General features: G+C 46.6%; 20 protein-coding genes, 1 pseudogene and 4 riboswitches. Of the genes and pseudogenes, 5 read left to right on the top strand and 16 right to left on the bottom strand.

Annotation, left to right across the window (positions count from 1 at the left end):
• Window positions 1–3: 3 nt before the first annotated feature.
• Window positions 4–483 (top strand): CcdC family protein, encoded by a 480-nt coding sequence (locus ADS79_RS11910; RefSeq protein WP_049738619.1) that lies wholly within the window; start codon window positions 4–6, stop codon window positions 481–483.
• Between the two features lie 41 nt (window positions 484–524).
• Here ADS79_RS11910 and ADS79_RS11905 read toward each other — a convergent pair whose 3' ends face one another.
• A complete protein-coding gene (locus ADS79_RS11905; RefSeq protein ID WP_049738618.1) occupies window positions 525–1,337 on the bottom strand; it encodes a VOC family protein in 813 nt (270 codons plus the stop codon).
• Between the two features lie 120 nt (window positions 1,338–1,457).
• Between ADS79_RS11905 and ADS79_RS11900 the strand changes: the two genes are divergently transcribed.
• Both ADS79_RS11900 and ADS79_RS36405 read left to right on the top strand, forming a co-directional pair.
• Window positions 1,458–2,618 (top strand): CapA family protein, encoded by a 1,161-nt coding sequence (locus tag ADS79_RS11900; RefSeq protein ID WP_049738617.1) that lies wholly within the window; start codon window positions 1,458–1,460, stop codon window positions 2,616–2,618.
• 170 nt (window positions 2,619–2,788) lie between these two features.
• Complete coding sequence (locus tag ADS79_RS36405; RefSeq protein WP_255323486.1) at window positions 2,789–2,923, top strand: hypothetical protein; 135 nt, start codon at window positions 2,789–2,791, stop codon at window positions 2,921–2,923.
• A 21-nt stretch (window positions 2,924–2,944) separates the two neighbouring features.
• Here the strand turns inward: ADS79_RS36405 and glpK are convergent, their stop codons facing one another.
• The 4 genes and pseudogenes from glpK to ADS79_RS11885 form a co-directional block, all read right to left on the bottom strand.
• On the bottom strand, window positions 2,945–4,450 hold the full coding sequence (gene glpK / locus ADS79_RS11895; protein WP_049738616.1) for a glycerol kinase GlpK: 1,506 nt from the start codon (window positions 4,448–4,450) through the stop codon (window positions 2,945–2,947).
• Window positions 4,451–4,580: 130 nt separating this feature from the next.
• Complete coding sequence (locus ADS79_RS11890) at window positions 4,581–5,846, bottom strand: homoserine dehydrogenase (protein ID WP_049738615.1); 1,266 nt, start codon at window positions 5,844–5,846, stop codon at window positions 4,581–4,583.
• An 82-nt stretch (window positions 5,847–5,928) separates the two neighbouring features.
• A riboswitch (SAM riboswitch) is annotated at window positions 5,929–6,037 on the bottom strand.
• Window positions 6,038–6,169: 132 nt separating this feature from the next.
• Window positions 6,170–6,276, bottom strand: a riboswitch (SAM riboswitch).
• A gap of 124 nt (window positions 6,277–6,400) precedes the next feature.
• Window positions 6,401–6,589 (bottom strand): annotated as a pseudogene (locus tag ADS79_RS36645) (indolepyruvate ferredoxin oxidoreductase subunit alpha).
• A 279-nt stretch (window positions 6,590–6,868) separates the two neighbouring features.
• Entirely contained in the window at window positions 6,869–7,516 is a 648-nt protein-coding gene (locus ADS79_RS11885; RefSeq protein ID WP_049738614.1) for a helix-turn-helix transcriptional regulator, read from the bottom strand.
• A 153-nt stretch (window positions 7,517–7,669) separates the two neighbouring features.
• On the opposite strand from ADS79_RS11885, the gene ADS79_RS11880 reads away from it, so the two are divergent.
• Window positions 7,670–8,053 carry a globin domain-containing protein gene (locus tag ADS79_RS11880; protein WP_049738613.1) on the top strand — a complete coding sequence of 128 codons (384 nt, stop codon included), beginning with the start codon at window positions 7,670–7,672 and terminating at the stop codon, window positions 8,051–8,053.
• 23 nt (window positions 8,054–8,076) lie between these two features.
• Window positions 8,077–8,334: a DUF1450 domain-containing protein gene (locus ADS79_RS11875; RefSeq protein WP_049738612.1), complete on the top strand. Its 258-nt coding sequence runs from the start codon at window positions 8,077–8,079 to the stop codon at window positions 8,332–8,334.
• Window positions 8,335–8,744: 410 nt separating this feature from the next.
• Here the strand turns inward: ADS79_RS11875 and ADS79_RS11870 are convergent, their stop codons facing one another.
• The 11 genes from ADS79_RS11870 to ADS79_RS11820 all read right to left on the bottom strand — a co-directional run bounded on the left by ADS79_RS11870 (window position 8,745) and on the right by ADS79_RS11820 (window position 19,648).
• Window positions 8,745–9,629 (bottom strand): GNAT family N-acetyltransferase, encoded by an 885-nt coding sequence (locus ADS79_RS11870; protein ID WP_049738611.1) that lies wholly within the window; start codon window positions 9,627–9,629, stop codon window positions 8,745–8,747.
• 435 nt (window positions 9,630–10,064) lie between these two features.
• The gene (locus tag ADS79_RS11865; RefSeq protein ID WP_236699955.1) at window positions 10,065–10,673 is read right to left on the bottom strand and encodes a DUF4304 domain-containing protein; all 609 of its coding nucleotides are present in this window, start codon (window positions 10,671–10,673) and stop codon (window positions 10,065–10,067) included.
• A gap of 66 nt (window positions 10,674–10,739) precedes the next feature.
• Window positions 10,740–11,228, bottom strand: a complete 489-nt coding sequence (locus ADS79_RS11860) for a DUF2798 domain-containing protein (RefSeq protein ID WP_049738609.1) — start codon at window positions 11,226–11,228, stop codon at window positions 10,740–10,742.
• Window positions 11,229–11,418: 190 nt separating this feature from the next.
• The gene (locus tag ADS79_RS11855) at window positions 11,419–12,108 is read right to left on the bottom strand and encodes a class I SAM-dependent methyltransferase (RefSeq protein WP_049738608.1); all 690 of its coding nucleotides are present in this window, start codon (window positions 12,106–12,108) and stop codon (window positions 11,419–11,421) included.
• Window positions 12,109–12,126: 18 nt separating this feature from the next.
• Window positions 12,127–12,903: an ATP-binding cassette domain-containing protein gene (locus tag ADS79_RS11850; RefSeq protein ID WP_049738607.1), complete on the bottom strand. Its 777-nt coding sequence runs from the start codon at window positions 12,901–12,903 to the stop codon at window positions 12,127–12,129.
• Window positions 12,839–13,831, bottom strand: coding sequence for an ABC transporter ATP-binding protein (locus ADS79_RS11845; RefSeq protein ID WP_049738606.1), 993 nt, complete (start codon window positions 13,829–13,831; stop codon window positions 12,839–12,841). The genes ADS79_RS11850 and ADS79_RS11845 overlap by 65 nt, the downstream gene beginning before the upstream one ends.
• Before the next feature lie 22 nt (window positions 13,832–13,853).
• Window positions 13,854–14,702 (bottom strand): ABC transporter permease, encoded by an 849-nt coding sequence (locus tag ADS79_RS11840; protein WP_049738605.1) that lies wholly within the window; start codon window positions 14,700–14,702, stop codon window positions 13,854–13,856.
• Window positions 14,699–15,640, bottom strand: coding sequence for a nickel ABC transporter permease (gene nikB, locus ADS79_RS11835; protein WP_049738604.1), 942 nt, complete (start codon window positions 15,638–15,640; stop codon window positions 14,699–14,701). Before nikB ends, ADS79_RS11840 begins: the two co-directional genes overlap by 4 nt.
• A 1-nt stretch (window position 15,641) precedes the next feature.
• Entirely contained in the window at window positions 15,642–17,270 is a 1,629-nt protein-coding gene (locus ADS79_RS11830; protein WP_049738603.1) for an ABC transporter substrate-binding protein, read from the bottom strand.
• Window positions 17,271–17,435: 165 nt separating this feature from the next.
• A riboswitch (cobalamin riboswitch) is annotated at window positions 17,436–17,627 on the bottom strand.
• 386 nt (window positions 17,628–18,013) lie between these two features.
• Window positions 18,014–18,212: riboswitch (cobalamin riboswitch) on the bottom strand.
• A gap of 40 nt (window positions 18,213–18,252) precedes the next feature.
• Entirely contained in the window at window positions 18,253–18,744 is a 492-nt protein-coding gene (locus ADS79_RS11825; protein WP_049738602.1) for a methylated-DNA--[protein]-cysteine S-methyltransferase, read from the bottom strand.
• Entirely contained in the window at window positions 18,728–19,648 is a 921-nt protein-coding gene (locus ADS79_RS11820; protein WP_049738601.1) for a DNA-3-methyladenine glycosylase family protein, read from the bottom strand. The genes ADS79_RS11825 and ADS79_RS11820 overlap by 17 nt, the downstream gene beginning before the upstream one ends.
• Window positions 19,649–19,653: the final 5 nt, after the last annotated feature.

Here is a 19,653-nt window from a genome sequence, read left to right as displayed (position 1 = left end):
CTCATGCAAATACTTTCATCAACCGCTCTTGGTGTCTTAGTTCCGCTCTTGATGGCGACTGCCGTTATCTTTTTGAGAATGAAGCGTCAAAAAAAGCCGGTCTCGGCAAAAAGCATAATTTTACCACCATTTTTTATGGCTACAGGCTTCGCAATGTTTTTCTTGCCGGAAGCAGCGACACCTCCGATGTATGATGTGGGCGCTTTTCTCGTCGGTTTGGTGTTTTCCATTCCTCTGATCTTAACCTCTCGCTTTGAGATTATTGGTCAGGATGTTTATCTCAAACGTTCACGGGCATTTTTCTTCATTTTGATGGGGCTTTTGGTGATTCGTCTTGTTATCAAGCTGCTCATCAATGATTCATTTACTCCGATTCAAACCGGCGGACTCTTCTTCCTGCTTGCATTCGGGATGCTTGTCCCATGGCGAATCGCAATGCTATACATGTATCGCCAATTGACAAAGAAGACATTTGGAACCTAAATCAAAACGAGCAGCCCTCTTTTCGAGGTACTGCTCGTTTTTTATCGCTCTTCCCGAAAATACGTTGCTCCAAAGATTTGATCATGCCCTGCTGTTGCACCTGCTATCGTTGCAAAAAACGGTCGCTGTCCACCTGCAGCAAGTGCTTCTGCTGCAAGGCCAGCTGTAATCGGCTGACAAAATACAATGCGCTTAGTACCGCCTAGCTCCAATGCTTGGCAACGCGCTCCTATCCGCTCATCGATCCAAGCTTCACTTACCTCACAATCAAGCCACCGCTTCCATGTTTGCACGGCATCCTCCAGTTCAGCTGCTGCAACACCTACCTGCTGCAAGGAGTTTGAATGATTGGGATGAGGAGCAATGCCTCCCCGCTTTTTCAGGTCATTCTCACGTTCTTCATCACTTTGCTGCCATTCGATCAAGAAAGGCGGTCTTAGCTTGCTTTGTGGATCCTCGAAAAACAGCATTCGCCAGCTCAATATCGAACCATCCTCCCGTTTGCGACTGCCAGCAACCGGTCCCTGAACGATCAAACCCTTCTTCTGCAGCTTGTTTACCCACTCATCCATCTGCTTCGTTCGCAGGGCAATTTGAGCAAGGCCCTCACCTAAAGCGATTTCTTCCACCAACTGACGAATCAAGGGGTTCTCTGATCGCTCAGCAAGTGCTCTCACTTCGATTGACAAAAACTCCACATAAGAAAGGCCAAAGTAACTAAGGCTATTCCACGTACCCCACGGTTCATGTCGCCCACCTGCTACCGCATGAAACCCATACTGACGGAATTTCTCGGTTGCCTCTACTGGCGGTCGGTCCAGGAAGTGCACCAAATGATCCAAAGCCAATTGCATGCGATTTACCCCTTTTTGTGTGGGTTCTTGCAAATCTGCGCAGGAAGAAATGCGATTCCACACATGGTATAATGAAATAATGTTCCAAAATCATGTTTGATTCACGAAATAGGGGGAGAAATGAACCAATCTCGAACAAATCGTGTAAAAACCCGTCGGAAAAGGAGGAAAAGCAAGTGGATTCGGATGGTACAAAACACACTTGTTTTCAGCCTGCTTGCTGTTCTTTCAGTTGGACTGTTCTTAGCTGTTGATATGTTTATGAAAAACGGAAGCAGTACCGATGATCCAACTTCCCACGAAGCGACAGACCATGAGAACATTCCCGAAGAACCTACTGTGGCTTTGACATTTGTTGGGGATGTCATGATGTCTGGCAATGTAGAAAAACGTTTGCTTGAAAAAGGCTTCGATTTCCCTTTTGCACATGTTCGCTCGGTCTTTTTGCAAGATGATTATACTATCGCCAATCTGGAGACACCTGTTACCTTGCGGGGAACACCATCAGAAAATAAAGAGTTCGTCTACAAATCTGCACCGGAATCCGTGCCTGCCATGAAAGCAGCTGGCATTGATGCAGTAAATTTGGCGAATAATCATTCCATGGACCAAGGAGTCGAAGGCTTGCTCGATACGTTTGCGGCATTAGATGAAAATCAAATTGCGTATGTCGGTGCAGGCAAGGATGCCAAAAGAGCCTATGCCCCTGTCTACGTAGAGAAAAAAGGCATACGTATTGCCCTGCTCGGCTTTAGCCGGGTCATTCCTGAGGTGAGCTGGTACGCCGGAAAAAACCAGCCTGGACTTGCAGCTACTTATGATCCCGAACTTGCAGTAAAGGCAATCCAAGAAGCCAAAAAAAACGCTGATCTCGTGGTGGTTATCGCCCACTGGGGAAAAGAAAAGGTCGATTTCCCCGTAGATCATCAAAAAATGCTGGCACGTGCCTATATCGATGCTGGCGCTGACCTGATCGTAGGAGGACACCCGCACGTCCTCCAAGGCTTTGAACAGTACCAGGACAAATGGATTGCATATAGTATGGGCAATTTCATTTTCACACGTGCTGTCGAGCCCAAAACATGGGATAGTATGGTGTTGCAAGCGACTTGCACGAAAACAGGCGATTGCCACTTGAAAATGCTGCCCTACTATGCGGAGCTGGGGCAAGCCGTTCCGATGAATGATGCTGATGGCGCTGCTCTCATTAAGCGCATCGAGTCGATTTCTGAGAACGTGACAATAGAAGCTGACGGTTCTGTATTAGCAAAACGGTCATGACCGTTTTGCTTGACCGCAAGCGGTCACATCCACTTTTATGAAGAACGTCGAGACATTTTTCACAGAAAAAGAGAGTGAAAACGCTGCTTTTTCCCTTTTCCGCGAAACTCTCTGCCAGATCATTCGTAAAACATAGTAATCAAGCAACAAACTCGTGAGGAGTGAGAGCGATGACAGGATTAATCATTACGGTCGCAGCGATCGGAATCTTTGTCCTCTCCGGTTACTTCCTGACCAAATGGGAAAAAGCTGTTTTTCCTGGCAATCAGAAAAATGGCAAGGACGACGCAACTACGAAAAGATAGACTGGGGCAGGCAGTGTGCTTTTACGAAGAAAAAGCTCGCGCTGCCTGCACAGCTTTTTTCCAGCCGCTGTAAAGCCCATCCCTTTCTTCTGATGACATCTGTCCTTCAAAAGACCGCTCCACTCTCCAATTATCGGCAATCTCCTGTCTGTTTTTCCAAAAGCCAACTGCCAATCCTGCGAGATAGGCAGCCCCCAAAGCTGTTGTCTCATTAACTTCTGGTCGATCAACGGGCACCCCGAGCAAATCAGATTGGAATTGCATCAGAAAATTGTTCGTAACCGCTCCGCCATCGACACGCAGCTTTTTAAGCTGAAGGTCCGCATCTGCTTCCATCGCAGTCAATACGTCCTTGGTCTGATAGGCGAGGGATTCCAGTGTCGCCCGAATAAAATGTTCTTTACTTGTCCCACGTGTGAGACCAAATACCGCACCCCGCACCTCACTATCCCAGTACGGCGTTCCCAAACCGACAAAAGCAGGTACTACATACACCCCTTGTGCAGAGGTGACTCTGGCTGCGTACTGTTCACTGTCCGCTGCTGATTTGAGCATCCGCATACCGTCTCGCAACCACTGAATAGCTGAGCCAGCGACAAAAATACTTCCCTCCAGTGCGTACTCTACTTTACCGTCCAACCCCCAGGCAATCGTCGTCAATAAGCCGTGCTGCGAGGAAACTGCTGTTGAGCCCGTATTCATGAGCATGAAGCAGCCTGTTCCGTATGTATTTTTTGCCATTCCTTCATCAAAGCATGCTTGCCCGAACAAAGCAGCCTGCTGGTCTCCAGCCGCTCCGGCAATTGGCACTTCCGCTCCAAAAAACAGATTTCGATCTGTGTGGGCGTATACCTCGGAGCTAGAACAAACCTTTGGCAGCATCGCTTTGGGTACATCAAGCAAAGCAAGTAATTCCTCATCCCAGGTTAGCTCGTGTATGTTGTACAGAAGGGTTCGCGATGCATTCGTATAATCCGTCACATGGGCGCGACCTCCCGACAGCTTCCAAATCAGCCATGTGTCGATCGTGCCAAACAACAGCTCCCCTCGTTCTGCCCGCTCTCTCGCTCCTGGTACGTGATCCAGAATCCACTTGACCTTGGTTCCCGAAAAATAAGCATCGATTAATAGACCTGTTTTCGCGCGAACCCAGTCATTTTTCCCCTCCTGCTTCAAGTCATCGCAAATTTTGCTCGTTTGTCGCGACTGCCAGACGATCGCATTGTAGATCGGAACTCCGGTCTGCTTATCCCAAACCAGTGTCGTTTCACGCTGATTCGTGATTCCAATCGCCGCCACCTCGTCCGCCGAAATGTTGTGGCTCGTCAGAACCTGCCCGATTACGGCCACCACAGATGACCAAATCTCTAGCCCATCATGCTCTACCCAGCCCGGCTCGGGAAAAAGCTGTGTAAACTCTTTTTGAGCCACACCGGCTATTTTCCCTTCGTGAGTAAAAAGCATGGCACGCGTGCTCGTCGTTCCTTGGTCAATGGCTAACACGTAACGCTTTTCTGTTGCTGTCATCTGCTTCGCCTCTCTTTCCTTGTCTAGTCTGCCTCGTGTAGCAAATTTTTTCTTACTACCTATATTTGAGAAAAAGAAGTTGATCCCTTTTTTCAGCAGAAAGATAAGAAAAGAAAGAAGCTCTTGCTTTTTATTCAGCCGTCTCCAATACCGGGAAACACCGCACCGACAAACCAAAATCGCTCTCCAGTACTGCTTCATGCTCAGCAGTTAAACCACTCGTAATCAACCCGGCACGCAAAACACCTCCGAGATCAAACTGCACTTTTAATTTATGGATCGAAACACCTGCGGTACGTAAAAAGTGCAGAACCCGATCAGGGGTAGCCGAGGAGCATGAGCCTTCGAGATAACACAGCGAACATTGATCCTCCTGCAGGGCGCCAGACTGTGTTGCAGCAATTTCTTTCCAGGCTGGATGTGGTGCAAATGGCTGTGTCAACAAATACGCCAAGTCTTCTACCACCGCACTAGCCGTCGGCAGCTCACCTGCTCCTCTTCCTGTAAACAGCAGGTCACCCACAATATTTCCGGAGAGCTGTACCGCATTGAACGCATCCTGAATTTGAGCCAGTGGATGGACAACAGGCAGCATCGTTGGCTGGACAGAAAGACGAATGCCTTGCTCTGTCTGATAGGCCTGAGCAATCAGCTTGATCCGATAGCCCAGCTCGCTTGCGATATGAATGTGCCCTGCCGAAAGATCCGAAATTCCTTTTCGTACCACATCTGCTAACGGAAGAGATTCTCCGTATACCAGTTGGGCCAGAATGTACAATTTATACATCGCATCGAAGCCCTCTACGTCCGAGCGAGGGTCCGCTTCGGCATAGCCCAGCTCTTGTGCTTCTTTCAGCACCTCTTGATAAGACAGCTGCTCGGCTTCCATTTTGGTCAAAATAAAGTTGGTGGTTCCATTGAGAATTCCACGTACACCACTAATGTCATTGGTTCTTAAAAATTGGCGCAGAACACTCAAAATAGGAATTCCACCGGCGACACTCGCTTCATACGCCAGATGCACCTCATGCTGGTTTGCCAGCTCCACCAGCTCTGTTCCCCGTTTTGCCAGCAGCTCTTTGTTGGCGGTCACCACATGACATCCTTTTTCAATCAACGCACGGACGTAATCATAGGTAGGCTCAACGCCTCCCATCACTTCCACGACGATATCCACATCACTCTTTAATACATCCTCAAAATCTGTCGTCAATATCGCCTGATCGATCTGAACGGCACGCTCCTTTTCAGAATCCCGAACCAGTGCCTTTACAATTTCAATGCGCTTTCCCAAACGTGCTGACAGCTTTTCTTGTTGCGACCGTATTGTTTTTATGACGCCACCGCCTACAGTTCCCAATCCTAGCAATCCCACTTTAATTACGTCTGCGCTCATCCTAACCACTCCATCCTTGTAATTGAAAAAAGAAAAGCCTTCTTCGCTAAGAAGAAGGCTTTAGGCATCGCTGCTCCCCTTCTCCTTATCTCCCAGGAACCTGTGTCCTGCAGGAATTGGCACCTTGTCACATGTTGCATGACGGTTGCCGGGCTTCATCGGGCCAGTCCCTCCACCTCTCTGGATAAAGAAAAATATGAATTTTGGCACTTCCAAAAGATTTAAAAATCTCTTTTTACTAAGCGTTACGACGCTCTCACGAAAACAAAAAAACCTGCTTCATTTAAGAAGAAGGTTCGTCTTTACATGTACGCGACACCCGCTTCTTATCTGCCGAGACTCATCGCCTCGCAGGAATTGGCACCTTGTCACCTCATGTGACGGTTGCCGGGCTTCACAGGGCCAGACCCTCCACCTCTCTGGATAAGAACAGTGTATTCTGTTGAGCTTTATTCTAAGAAATTCCATACCATCCGTCAACACAATTCTTTCTTTTCAATAAAAAGGAATTTGGCTGATTCCAACCAAGCAACAGCTACCAGGTTTGCTTTTAGTTAGCGTCCTTTGAAAAACTGGATGGCATGTTCCAAATAAATTTTTTCATCCGTCTCTCAGCTCTCCATCCCAAAATATAGCGGCAACGGGACAAACTGCTTCACAGGCCCACAATCAATACAGGTGTCGGGATCAATGTAAAATTGGTCAGTACCTTCTTCAATACAGCCTCCCGGGCAAACATCCATACATTCACCGGCTTTTTCCTCAATACAGTTCGCAGGCTTTTTTCGTGCATTTGTAGCGCCGAGCAATGTTTATCTTCATGATAATCATTTCAATTCTGAAAAAGTGATTGTAGATCAGGAGGTCCTGCAGCGGATTGACAAGCTAGCACATGAGGTTGTTTTTATGCAGAAAAGACTCAATCAAAGACTGAAGCTCTAGGAGTCTATGGCAAAATGCAGCCAAAAAAACAGGACAGCTCGAATGATTCATTCGTCTGTCCTGTCCGGTATTTGAAGGGATTAGGATTGAAGATTGCGTTTACGGATTTTATAGACATATTTTTTGCTGCCTTCTGCCAAGCATTCTGGCCGGGATATATTGGCATTCAGCAAGGATTCAAATAAACGCAGCTCACACTGACAAGCATGGTTGTACTGATGAGCGATTTTCGCGATTGGACAATTATGCTCAATAAACATGTACTCGTCGTCGCTGGTCTTTTTCAGCTCCACCATGTATCCATTCTCGCTCTGAATATCTGCGAGAATAGCGACCTTTTCTTCAAAGTCTTTGTCTTCCAAGCTTTTCGTATATTTTTTGTACAAGGTTTCTTTTCTGCGTTCAAACAATCTCTCTACCATGCTCTCTCCAGATTCCTGTACCAGCTCATCAAGAAGATCTAACGCAATGGAGTGATATTTCGTAGGAAAAAGAACGTTCGCACGCTCTGTCAAAGAGTAAGTGGCAGTCGGTCTACCCATAGGGCGCCGTACGATTCTGGACTCAATAAACCCATCCCGCTCAAGTGAATCGATATGGCGGCGAACAGGCATCGATGTAATGTTTAGATGATCTGTGAGATCTTTGGCGCTTAGCTCGTCATTTGTTTTTAACAGATGTAAAATCGTCTCGCGGGTCGACAATTCGTCTTTAGGTTGCAATGTCATTTACCACCTTGTGTTTTCTTTCAATTTAAAGCCACACGACTATCCAGACATAAGAGTAAAAAAAGTATTGTAGCACAATCTAGCAGGTTGACAAGTACGGTTGAACTTCTTACATGCTCGTAGTTATCCTAATCACGAAGGATCCTTTGTACCATGGATATAAAGCAGCTGTCTTTATTTGATCGCGTCGGCGGAGCACCTGTCATCCATCGTCTGGTCGATTTATTTTACATGAATGTGCTGGCAGAGCCTAAGCTGGCACCGTTGTTCCCGCAAGATATGAGTTTGGTCATCAGTAAACAGAAGCAGTTTCTCACCCAATATTTCGGTGGTCCTCCTCTCTATACAAACGAGCATGGACATCCGAAGATGAGAGCGCGTCACTTGCCATTTCCGGTCACAAAGGAACGGGCAGACGCATGGCTTGCCTGTATGCAAAGAGCGTTGGAGGAAACTACCCCTGAAGTCGCATTGCGAGAAGAGATGATGGCCCGTTTATCCACTACAGCGTATTTTTTTATTAATAAGGAGGAATAAGATTTGGAACAAGAGGACTTGTTATGGCACTAGGGCTTGTTGTCGTTGAAGTATGCGAACAAAACATTCTGGCTGCCCATTCAATAGATGAGCTTGAACAAGAGAATCCTGAGGTTGCTGTACTGAGGACACAATGCTTGTTCATGTGCCATATGTGCCGAGCTGTACCTTATGCCATGGTGAATCAGAAGAGGGTATATGCCAAAAGGCTAGATCAATGCTTTGGACTACTGAAGGAGACCATCGAAGAAGAAATTGTGGCTTTTTTCGACGAATCATAAGAACCGGGACAGCAAAAAGGCAAGTGCAGCGACACTTGCCTTTCTTCATGGGAAACCAGCCTACAACAATGCTTCTCCCCTGTGGCGTCCTCAAAATAAGACATGTTTTCAACCACGCCCAAAATGCGATGGTTCGTTTGCTGCGGCATCTTCCCTGCACGAGCTGCGACGTGGCTTGCGGGAGCACTTGCCTTCATGTCAACAAAAACCCCTTCATCCATAGCTGTAGCATCAGGAAACAACAACGAAAATCGATAAAGTGGGCCAAAGGATAATTTGATAAAGTTGCGCGCCATCACTATACTTAATATTAATAAATGTATAAAAACGTTATGATAACGAATTGGGCACAAGAAAAAACCTCACTTTGAACAAAGCTTGATCAAAGTGAGGCTTGATAACACACCCCATTAACAATGGGATGTTAACGGGAACATAAAATTCCCCTTCAGCAATGGCTTTTTCGATAAGATGAATAAAGCATCATCATCATTTTGCATAATGGTTGCGGTCATTCCCTCGATCGTAAAATCAGGCGTGAAAGAAAATACCACTTTTTTCGTCGTTTCCTTCACAAGGCTTGCGATAACCGCTTCAACATTCGGTGCACACAGCGATATGATATCGAAAATACGCAGGATCCCTTCTTCTTCCTCCATGAGCACAATCGTTTCTAACTCTTCCAAATAGAAAATAGATTCCTGAAATACAACTGTGAAATAAAACAGTAACAAGCTTTCATTCTGCTCCACATCTAAAATCTTTGTGTTTACATATCGGTTTTTCGCGAATCTTTCAAGTAAGGAAAGGTCGTTTTCAATCGTAAGCTGCTTTACTTTCGCATCTGTATTCATTTGAATCGAGCTTTTTTCCAGGTCTACGCTAAACTCACTTTCATGTAAACGTGTAAAGCCAAACCTCGGGTAAAAATCCAAAACCGTTTCATTCGCAAAAAGATACATGAAGTCACAACTCTTTGCATGCTCCTTCATAATGTGCTGCATTAATTGCTTCGCAAGGCCTTGATTGCGATAATTTTCATCTGTCATAACTGTACCAATCTGAATCGCTTTAAAGGTTTCGCCATTTATAATCACTGACATTTGATTGACCGAAGCATTTGCAATAACCTTGCCTTTATCCACAAAAGAATACGGCCTATAGCTGTCATTCCAATACCCTTTGTCGTACCAATCTCGAAAATCTAACTTGAAGGTTTGCATCACTAAGGAATTAAAGCTCTCCTTCAAGCTTTCGTTATTACGATAATCACTTACTAATGTATATTCTTGCATGTAAATTCCCTCCGATTTATTTTTTCATTACTTTGATTCATGACGTGTATTTACGGGAATGACCACCTCCTAAAAACAGAAAAAGACCTCATGAGAATAAACTCATAAAGTCTTTGTATACGCCAAAAATAATGGGTACCAGCCTAAAGCAAGTGCCTGCCTTCAGCTGGATGACAACCCGTTATTTTTTGCTTATATGAATTAGACATGATATGGCTTCTCTATTATCGCAAAAGGGCATCCCAAATAAAACTATTTGTAAAGGATAGAATCGCCCTTCTATTAAATTCGTTGGAATTTAATTTGCGATAATGAGTTTTAACATATAGTCTAATCTCCCTTCTGTTTTTAAGATTGAAGTTATCCTATCACCTTTACCAGATGCTTGTCTACCATTCCTTGCCCGAATTTTTGTTCATTTTCATGCATGATGAATTATCCAGTATGAAATTCCAAACCGTATTTATGGAAGATGGCCTGGTATTTCTTTTCGAATATCGTCCATCGATTCTCTGTTCCGTACTTTTCCTGCAAAGCCTTCAAATATTGTCTAGCCGCTGCTACATCATTGGATTGCAGTAGCAAATGAAAGCTTTCTTCACCCAGATGTAAAAAGGGACCGGAAGTATAGTAATGAACGATATCTCGAGCACTGTTCATCTTCTCATAAAAATGGTTAACCTCTTCTAATTCACTAAGCAGCGTTTTTCTCAAATCATCCATATTCGTATCAGGAGTGATTGAATAACGGTCTGGGGCAGACTCGGTAATTTCCCCTATTCTTGCTCTGAAGTGACAATCCACTTCTTTGGGTGTAGTCAAAATCTCTCTAGATTGTATCTGTGCCAACTCCGCTGCATAAATACCGCAGTTCACATAAAACATGACATTGTCCGAAGAGTTGCCAGAGGATTTTTGGAAATGAATCATGTAAATGAGACTTTCTGTGGTCTTATAAAAATTCAAACCTTTCTTTGCGAAGCCATGCTTGGAAAGGAACGGCTTGACATCACACTTTACCAGTTCGTTAAAGAGCTGCTGCAATAAGATCCCTCCTAGAAGATTGCTATCCATATCTTAAAAGCTCACATCTTTTCGCGCAATGACGAATTAGCGAAAGGACTCCGCGCTTCTTTTCTCTTTTACAAATCTCGTAAACAAGTACCGAACAATCGGGCCTACGATAAAAAGCTGCAAAGGAAAAGCAACAATAAAGTTTTTGCCTACGAATGTAAAGTAACTCGCAAGTATGGCTTGTCCATCGATGCTGTGAAAATAGTAAGCAGTCCCCAATCCATAAAGAGACATGCAAAGAACCATTCCACTCACCATAAAAAAGGCCATGGACAAAATCACAAGTACTTTCTTGGACTTGTCAAAAGGTAGTGCAAAAGCGAGTTTCTTTGCAATTGGACCGACCAGGAAGGATTCCAGTACGAAAGCGATGATATATACCAGAATAAACTGGATGAGTAACCCTTCCAATGAGATCGTGCCGAGCAAACCGTTCGTCCATAAATTGTACGATGTCATGAACAGAGCCATCCCAAAACACATCATTAGTCCAAAATAAAAGCTTTCTTTCTTCGTCGTTGGCAATTTCCATCATCCCTTCTTTGAAATGCTTTTTCATCATAAGGATTTAGGAAGCCTCTTCATAAGTGAACAGTTTGTGAACATTTTTTCACAAAACAAAATCATGGGCAGAAAGACGAAACAATTCCTGTTCATTCCATCATAAAAGCACCCGTTAGAAGGGTGCTTTTTAACCAAGCTCAAATTATGAATGCTATGGCTCCCAATGAATCAGCGCCACATCATGAGTCATGCCGTTCTTTCGTTCAACAGGGAAGGTTCGGTACGTATGCTTGATCCCGAGCTCCTCCAATATTTCCGAGATGGCGACCGCTCTTTCTTTTTCATACAGCTGATCCTGACAGGAAAGCGAGAGAGGTCCAGCAAACGGACGCCCAATCGACTGAACTAAAAACACATGTCGTTTTGCAGTCTCATGCATCTTCAGCAGTGCCTCTTTCATATCGCGAATCCGGTAGAATGCGTTGGCGCTAAACAGCACATCTGCCTTAGCCTCTTCAACCTCCTCCCATTTTTCATGCACGACCTCTGGCAGTTCATAGCCAGTCTTTTGCCAATTGGAACGAAATTCGGCAAACATCGATGCAGACGGCTCAACCAAGGTAATACGTCCAATATGCGGCGCAAATAATTGTGTGAAGCCCCCCGTTCCAGGACCTACCTCTAACAAGTTATCCTCTGGGCGAAGATGAGGAAACACCGCGTCCATCATAACCGAAGTATACGGTGCGAGCGGATTGCGCTCATCATACATGGGAGCGTACCCTTCCCAAAACTTCTCTTCCTCGGAATCGTCCTTCACGCGGACATCGGTCTGCACTGCTCTCTCCCATGCTGTGATCCAAAATGCGGAAGCAGACATGGATATCGGTCGACTACTCATTGTGTCCTCTCCTCTCATTTACCCGTTCAGCTGATACCCACAAAAAGCGTGTACAAGCTTCTGACTATACGGATGGGCAGGGTCACTCATCACCTTTTCGCTTTGATCCAGCTCAACAATTTCCCCCTTGTGCATCACCGCGATCCGATCGCTCACATGAGCCACCAAATCGAGATCATGGGAGATGAACAAGTATGTTAAATCAAACTGTTGCTGGATCGTTTTCAACACTTCGATGACTTGCGCCTGCACCGATACATCAAGCATTGATGTTGGTTCATCCAGAACGATAAATCGTGGATTTAGTGTAAGAGCGCGAGCAATCACTACCCGCTGGATCTGTCCACCGCTAACCTGATGTGGATAGCGCGATAAAATATCGTGAGTCAAGCCTACGGGCTCCAATACCTCTTTGACCCGCTCGACAGCCTGTTCCTTGTCCATGATTTTATGCAGCAGTAACGGCTCAACCAGACTTTGCAGCATCGTCTGACGTGGGTGTAGCGCCGAATCCGGATGCTGAAATATGATTTGCATCCTGGTCCGCAGGGAAAACATTTGCCGCATGGTATAGTGTGTAATATCTGTACTCTCGAAAAATATATGACCCTCGTCGACAGGAAGCAGCTTGACCATTAACCGAGACAAGGTCGACTTTCCGCAGCCACTCTCCCCGATCAAGCCCAGTGTCTCTCCTCTCCCAATGGAAAAAGAGACATGCTTGACTGCTTCATACGTCTGCTGTCGTAGCCAGCCGGTCTTGAACGTTTTGCTCACTCGCTCGACCCGAATCATGCAAAAAGCACCTCACTTTGCGATCATCTACGGTATAGAGCTCAGGAGCGATGCGGTCACAGTACACAAGCCGCTGCGAGCAGCGCGCCTGAAATTTACAGCCATGGTGCTCCTCCATGAGACTGGGACTAAGCCCGGGAATCGGAATCATTCCTTTTCCTGGCATGGACTGTAGCAGCCCACTTGTATACGGATGCTTCGGCTTTGCAAAAAGCTCATCGGCTGGGCCGCTCTCGACAATCTCCCCCGCGTACATAACTCCGATTTCATCACACAATGACTTGGCTACATACAGATCATGCGTAATGATCAGAATTCCTGCACCTGTCTGTGTTGCCACCTGGCGGATCAAACTAACTACCTGATCACGTACAATCGCATCCAACCCTTTGGTTGGCTCGTCTGCTATGAGGAGCGCAGGCTGTCCTGCTGCTCCGATGGCTGTGAGAACGCGCTGCTTCATCCCTCCGCTCAGTTGGAACGGATACTGCTGTAGCTTCTCCCACGGCTCTGGCATGTTCAACTCTGCCAGCAACCGGGCGGCATGTGCTCGTTTTTGTTTTCGTGTATAGGGCGCTTTGATCGCTTCCGCAATTTGGCGACCAATTCGCATGACTGGATTTAGTGACGTAGCTGGATTTTGCGGGACAAAAGCAATCTTCGTCCCTCGCAGCTTTCGTAGTCCATCCTTTTGTAGCAAGAGCAAATCCTGTCCCATGAAGCGGATCACACCCGTTATTTTTGCTGTATCGGACAATAACCCTGGGATGGAGAGGCCGAGTACAGACTTCCCGCTCCCTGTTTCTCCGATGAGCCCCATGATTTGTCCTTTTTGCACGGTCAGACTGGCACCATCGACGGCTCTAACTTTCCCCAATGGCGTGTGAAACGTAACCGTCAGCTCTTCTATTGACAGCAAAGGCTCCATAGAGACTGCCTCCTTGTCCTTTTCATGATAGCCAGCTTGCCTTTTCCGTTTTGGTATCGAGTGCATCGCGCAGGGCATCCCCGATGCAATTAATCGCAAAAGAAATCAAGGCGATGCATAGTCCTGGCGCCAGAATGAGATGAAAGTAGCTGCGAAAAAACGGCCGAGCATCGTTGACCATGACCCCCCAGTCAGGAGTTGGCGGCTGCAAGCCAAGCCCAAGAAAGCTGAGCGAGGCAATCGATAAAATGACGCGTCCGATACGCACAGTGAACAGAACGATAATTGGTCCGATCATATTGGGAACAACATAGTGGATCAGCGTGTACAAATGATTGCCGCCGATTGCGCGAATTCCCTCAATGTAGGACTCCTCACGTATTTTCATAACCTCTCCACGTACGACTCGAGAAAAGTCCGCCCACGATGTCACAACCAATGCAATAAACATGCTCTCCACGCCTGGCCCTAATGTTCCTGCGATCGCAATCATAAAGCTCAGTCCAGGCAAGCCTTGAAAAATATGGATAAAGGCTTGGGTGACATCATCCAGCCAGCCGCCGAAATAACCTGCGAGTGTGCCGATAACCAGACCGATCAGCATCGTGGCTACTGTTACAGCAAGCGCGAGCACGATGGAAACTCTCCCTCCGTACAACACCCGGCTGAAAACATCCCGCCCTAACGTATCTGTACCTAGCCAATGCTCGCCAGAAATCGGCGCGAGCCTCTCCGACATCCGAATTTGGTTCGGATCGTAAGGAGCAAGCCATGGTGCAAGCAGACTGCTGCCGATCATGACAATCAGGATCACAGTGGCTAGGACGCCAATCGGGCCAAGTGAATGAAGAAAGTAGCGCAATCGCGTCATTTCAGCTTCACCCCCAGCTTTACTTGTGGATGAATCCAAGCATAGGAAAAGTCGACGAGCAAATTAAACACGACGTAAACGAGGCCCGTAAAAACCACATATCCCTGAATGACTGGGTAATCTCTGCGAAAAATAGCATCCATGGCAAACATGCCGATTCCAGGCAGGGCAAAAATGACTTCTACAATCACAGAACCTCCCAGAATCGAGCCAAAATAGATTCCGATGACCGTAATCAGAGGAATGAGTGAGTTGCGCAAGGCGTGAAAGGACAAGATGCTTGGCTCCCGCAAGCCTTTTGCCCGCGCAGTCAAAATGTAGTTCTGATTCAGTGCCTCCATCAGGGCAGCTCGGGTCAGCCGCATCAATACGGCGCTCGTGCCACAAGCCAGCACCATGGCAGGCATGATCAGATGCTGCCAGGTTCCGTACCCGCTTGTCGGAAGCCAGCCCAGCTTTTCTGAAAACAAGGTGATCAGCGAAATTGCCAACCAAAAGCCAGGGATCGAGACGAGTATAAGCGCCAGAAAGCGTCCTGCCTGATCCAGCCATGTGTTTTTCTTTAGCGCCATGAGCATACCAAGCGGAATGCCAAAGCCTACAGCAAACAGAACAGCCAATAGGGAGAGCGAAAGCGTGACGGGCAAGCGGCGAATAATTTCACCGCTAACCGCTTCTTTTGTCATATAGGAGACGCCCAGATCACCTTGCACAGCCTTTCCCAGCCATCTGCCATATTGCACAGGAAGCGAATCATTCAGGCCCAGCTCTTCACGCTTCGCTGCGATTTCTTGCGACGTCGGTTCGCTGATTCCACTCATGCTAAGCGCTTCTACTGCAGGATCTCCCGGAGAAATGACACTGAGAAGAAAGGCAAGCAAGGATATCCCAATCAAAATGGGAATGGTCGTAGCCAGTCTGCGAACCAAGTAAAGCATGTTACTTCGCCCACTCTAGCTGCGGAAGTGTCGTTCCATAAATCGTTGCTTGATAGCCTTTTATTTGTTTGTTATACGCGATCAGACTCGCATCGTTAAACAATGGGATGGTAGGCAGTTCTTCCACAGATATCGCTTGAAGCTCGTCATATATTTTTCGGCGCTCGTCCATGGAAAGCGTATTTTTGGCTTGTTCGAGCAGCGCATCTACCCGCTCACTCTTATAGCCGAGACTGTAGCTCTTATTGCTTGAACCGTCGCTCGCAATATAGTTTGTAAAGATTGTGTACGGATCAGCGCTCGGCAAGCCTTGGGTAGCGAGAGCGAGGTTGTAATCACCCTTTGCCTGAGCGTCTTTGAATGCCGCTCCATCGAGAATACGGATTTCTACATCGAGATTCAGTTCGGCAAGGATCGCTTGGAGCCATTCTGCCTGTGCTTTGTACGGGTAACGGTTGAGTCCATAGGTCGGTACAATTAAATCCACCTTCTCACGCTTGCCACCAAGTGCTTCTGTGGCCAGCTTTTTCGCTTCCTCAGTGTTATGTGCGATCGGGAAATCCTTGTAAAACGGCGAAGTCACATTCAACAGGTTTGCGGTCGCAGTCGGATAACCCAAATACAGCTCTTGCACCAGCTGCTCCCGGTCAATCAGTATGCTGACTGCTTTGCGCATCTTCGGATTGTCAAATGGCGGTTTTTTTCCATTCGGATGCAAGTAATGCGAGATCGTCGACTTGGCTGTAGAAATCTCAAAACGATCATCTTTTAACAGTTCCTTAGCAAGTGACGGAGGAATGGCTCCCAAGTCCATCACACCCATGATCTCCCCTGATTTTAACGCGGAAAGTCTCGTATCCGGGTCAGGAATGACGCGTACGCGAATCTTTTTGGTTTTGGCTTTTTCACCGTAGTAACCATCGAATGCTTCTAACAGCGCATACTGATCCTTTTCATGCGCAGCCAGCTTGAAAGGGCCGGTGCCTTGAGGCAGCCCGTTGAAATCTCCTTTTTCATCGAAATTTTTCGGACTGTAGATCGGACTCGAAAAACTCACCATCGAATAAAGTAACGTAGGCTGCGGCTGCTCGAATGTGAGCTTGAAGGAAAGGTCATCTACTTTGACGATTTCCTTTAAACCCGGGTACGATTTCTTACTGTCCAGTGTGTAAAAAGGCGAGCTTTTTGGACTTACCTGCTGGTAGCGATTGAAGTTGGTGATCACCGCATCCGCATTCAGCTTTTCCCCGTCATGAAAAAGAACATTCTCTTGCAGTGTGAACGTCCACTCTTTGCCGTCATCGGACATCTTCCAGCTTTTCGCTAGCTTTGGTGCTGGCTCCCCGTCCTCTCCAGCTGTCAAAAGTGGCTCCCATACATAAAGAATGGTGCTTGTATAATACGCATCCTGTGGCCCTGGTGCCAAATCACGCGGAGCTGCGAGGATGACTTCATCTGGATTGGCTGACGCAGGCTCTGCTGTAGACTCATTCGTTTTTTGCGTAGCCGCAGGCTCAGTCGTCGCCTGCTGTGGAGCTGCTCCGCATCCAATTAGTGTGAAGACCAGGCATAGCGATAACAGCCAAAACCCAATCGTTTGTATCTTCAGTCGATTATTTGTGTGCAACATACTTCTTTCCTCGCTTTCATTTTTCTCTATCATCGGTGCATTTCGTTTCTTCCCAGCAAAAAAACACCTTTCCCTTCTATGAATGCAAGGAAAAGATGCCTCTATGTTTTTTATCCAACCCAAACCTGGCCGTCTTTAACACCTCCCCATTCTCCGTAGGTCAAAACAGTGTCGTCAAAACAGGCAGGTCTCCTGACTCCAGAATCACCATCAAACTGCACCTTCCCAATCGAGTGGATCAGTGGTTTCTCGCGTTTGATTCATCTGTTACAGTGGCGGGACCGTGTCGGTATTGCACCGATCTTCCCTATTAAGCTCCGTCATCTGACATCGAGCACCTGTTTCCACATTATTCAATTTTACTGCTTTAGCAACCAATGCTAGCATAAATTTCACAGATTTGAAATGATTTTCCTATCATTTTACTCGGAAAATAAACTTTCTACTTCTTCCTTGCTGCAACACGCGCATTGGCGCACGCTTGTAATATTCTCATCTGCAATAACAACTTCTTCTATATATCCGCACCACTGACAAATGAACAGCTCGTTCATGTCCTACCTCCGCACACGTCTGGCTTGTTGTTCATTATTTCCATCCATCCTGTTTTTAGCCCAACACAAAAAGGCACTTCCCACGATCGAATCGAACGTTAGAAATGCCAGAGAATAGCGGAAATAAAAAACGTTTCGCATGCTGGTACAAAAGCCACCTCTAACACCTCCCCATCTTCCGTAGGTCGATCAGTGTTGTCGGAACAGGCAGGTCTCCTGACTTTGGGATCATCATCAGTCGCTTGCCTTCCCAATCCATGGCTGGATCAGTGGCATCTGTACGCTGACTCCCCTCTTACAGTGGCGGGACCGTGTCGGATTTTCACCGAGCTTCCCTATTATCCTTGGATTCTCTCAATTCCAAGGAACCTGTTCCCAGATATGCAGTTTTCTCGTGTGTCTTATTGGACCATTTTACCTTACTTTGGCTATTTTTTGGGAAATGCATTTGTTTTTTCGTGCTGCAAGAGCCAGTCCTTTCGCCATAATCCACCCGCATAGCCAGTCAAGCTGCCATTGGCTCCGACGATCCGATGACAAGGAACTACGATGCTCAAGCGATTTTTTCCATTTGCATTGCCAACAGCCCGCACAGCCTTTTCATTTCCAAGTGTAGTCGCAATGGCTGAATACGAGGTTGTCTCTCCATACGGTATCGTCACCAATGTGTTCCATACATTTTTTTGAAAGCTCGTCCCTTCCATGTAGATAGGAAATGAAAACTCACTTCGCATTCCGCTAAAATATTCTTCAAGCTGCTTGTAGCAATCCCACAAAACCTGTGGGACCTGGTTCTTGTTTGCGGGAATATGAGGAGCTTCCCTTTCTGCAAACATGATGGAACGAACAGCTTCCTCTGTCCCGATGATCTCCATTACTCCGATCGGTGATGGATAATCAAGCTTATGTAAAATCATCATAGAGCGACCTCCATAAATAAAACGTTGCGTACGCTTCCCAGCCCTTCCAGTTCTGAGCCATTTGTCTGATCTGTTCCTGGGATGGTTTTTCCTGCCAACCGAGCTGCACTTTTAGCGCATTGTGCAAGCCTACATCTGCGATGGGAAAAGCAGTCGCCTGCTGCAAGCTTTTCATCATGACGTAATCAGCCGTCCAGGCTCCTACGCCACGAATGGCTGTGAGGGCTTTATGCATTTCTCCCGGCTCCTGCATTTGAAGCAAGCCTTCTTTTTTGAGCTCGCCAGTCGCCATTTTTTTTGCTACCTCAATCACATACTCCGCTTTTCTGGTCGTAAACTGGAGCTGTCGCAAGTCATCTACCTCTAGAGCAGCTACAGTTTGAACAGTCGGGTAAAGCCAGTACGTTTCTTTTTCAAACACTACTTTTTCCCCGAATTGCTCGACAAAGCGTTTTTTCATCGTATAGGCAAAGCTGAGCGTGATTTGCTGACCAATAATGGCCCATGTCAACGCTTCAAATAAATCAGGGATGCCAACGATCCGCATACCATAGTACCGCTTTACAAGTGGCTGTAAAATCTCATCTTGCTCTGCCCGCTCGTAAAAAGGCTGCAAATCACGCTGCCAATCAAACAATTGCTCCAGATAAAGCGTTACTTCCCTGGCTATCGCTTCTGATGGTTTCCCTACGAGAAATTGTATCTGCAGCTTCTGCTCTGCACCCGGATTTTGAGGCTCCTTGCAGCTAATCTTGAGTAACAAGAGCTCTCCATTGACCTTCATCAATTTATAAAAGGAATCTTTTTCGATTCGATGCAATACTTCTTGATCCGATCTGCCCAGGAAAGCTAGACACTCTTTGAATGAAAAACAGTCTGGGGCTGGCACTTCCATTATCTCCATACGAT

This window comes from Brevibacillus reuszeri (assembly GCF_001187725.1).
GTDB lineage: Bacteria > Bacillota > Bacilli > Brevibacillales > Brevibacillaceae > Brevibacillus > Brevibacillus reuszeri.
Note: the sequence above shows the minus strand (reverse complement) of the source record. Positions and strands in the feature narration are given on the sequence as shown.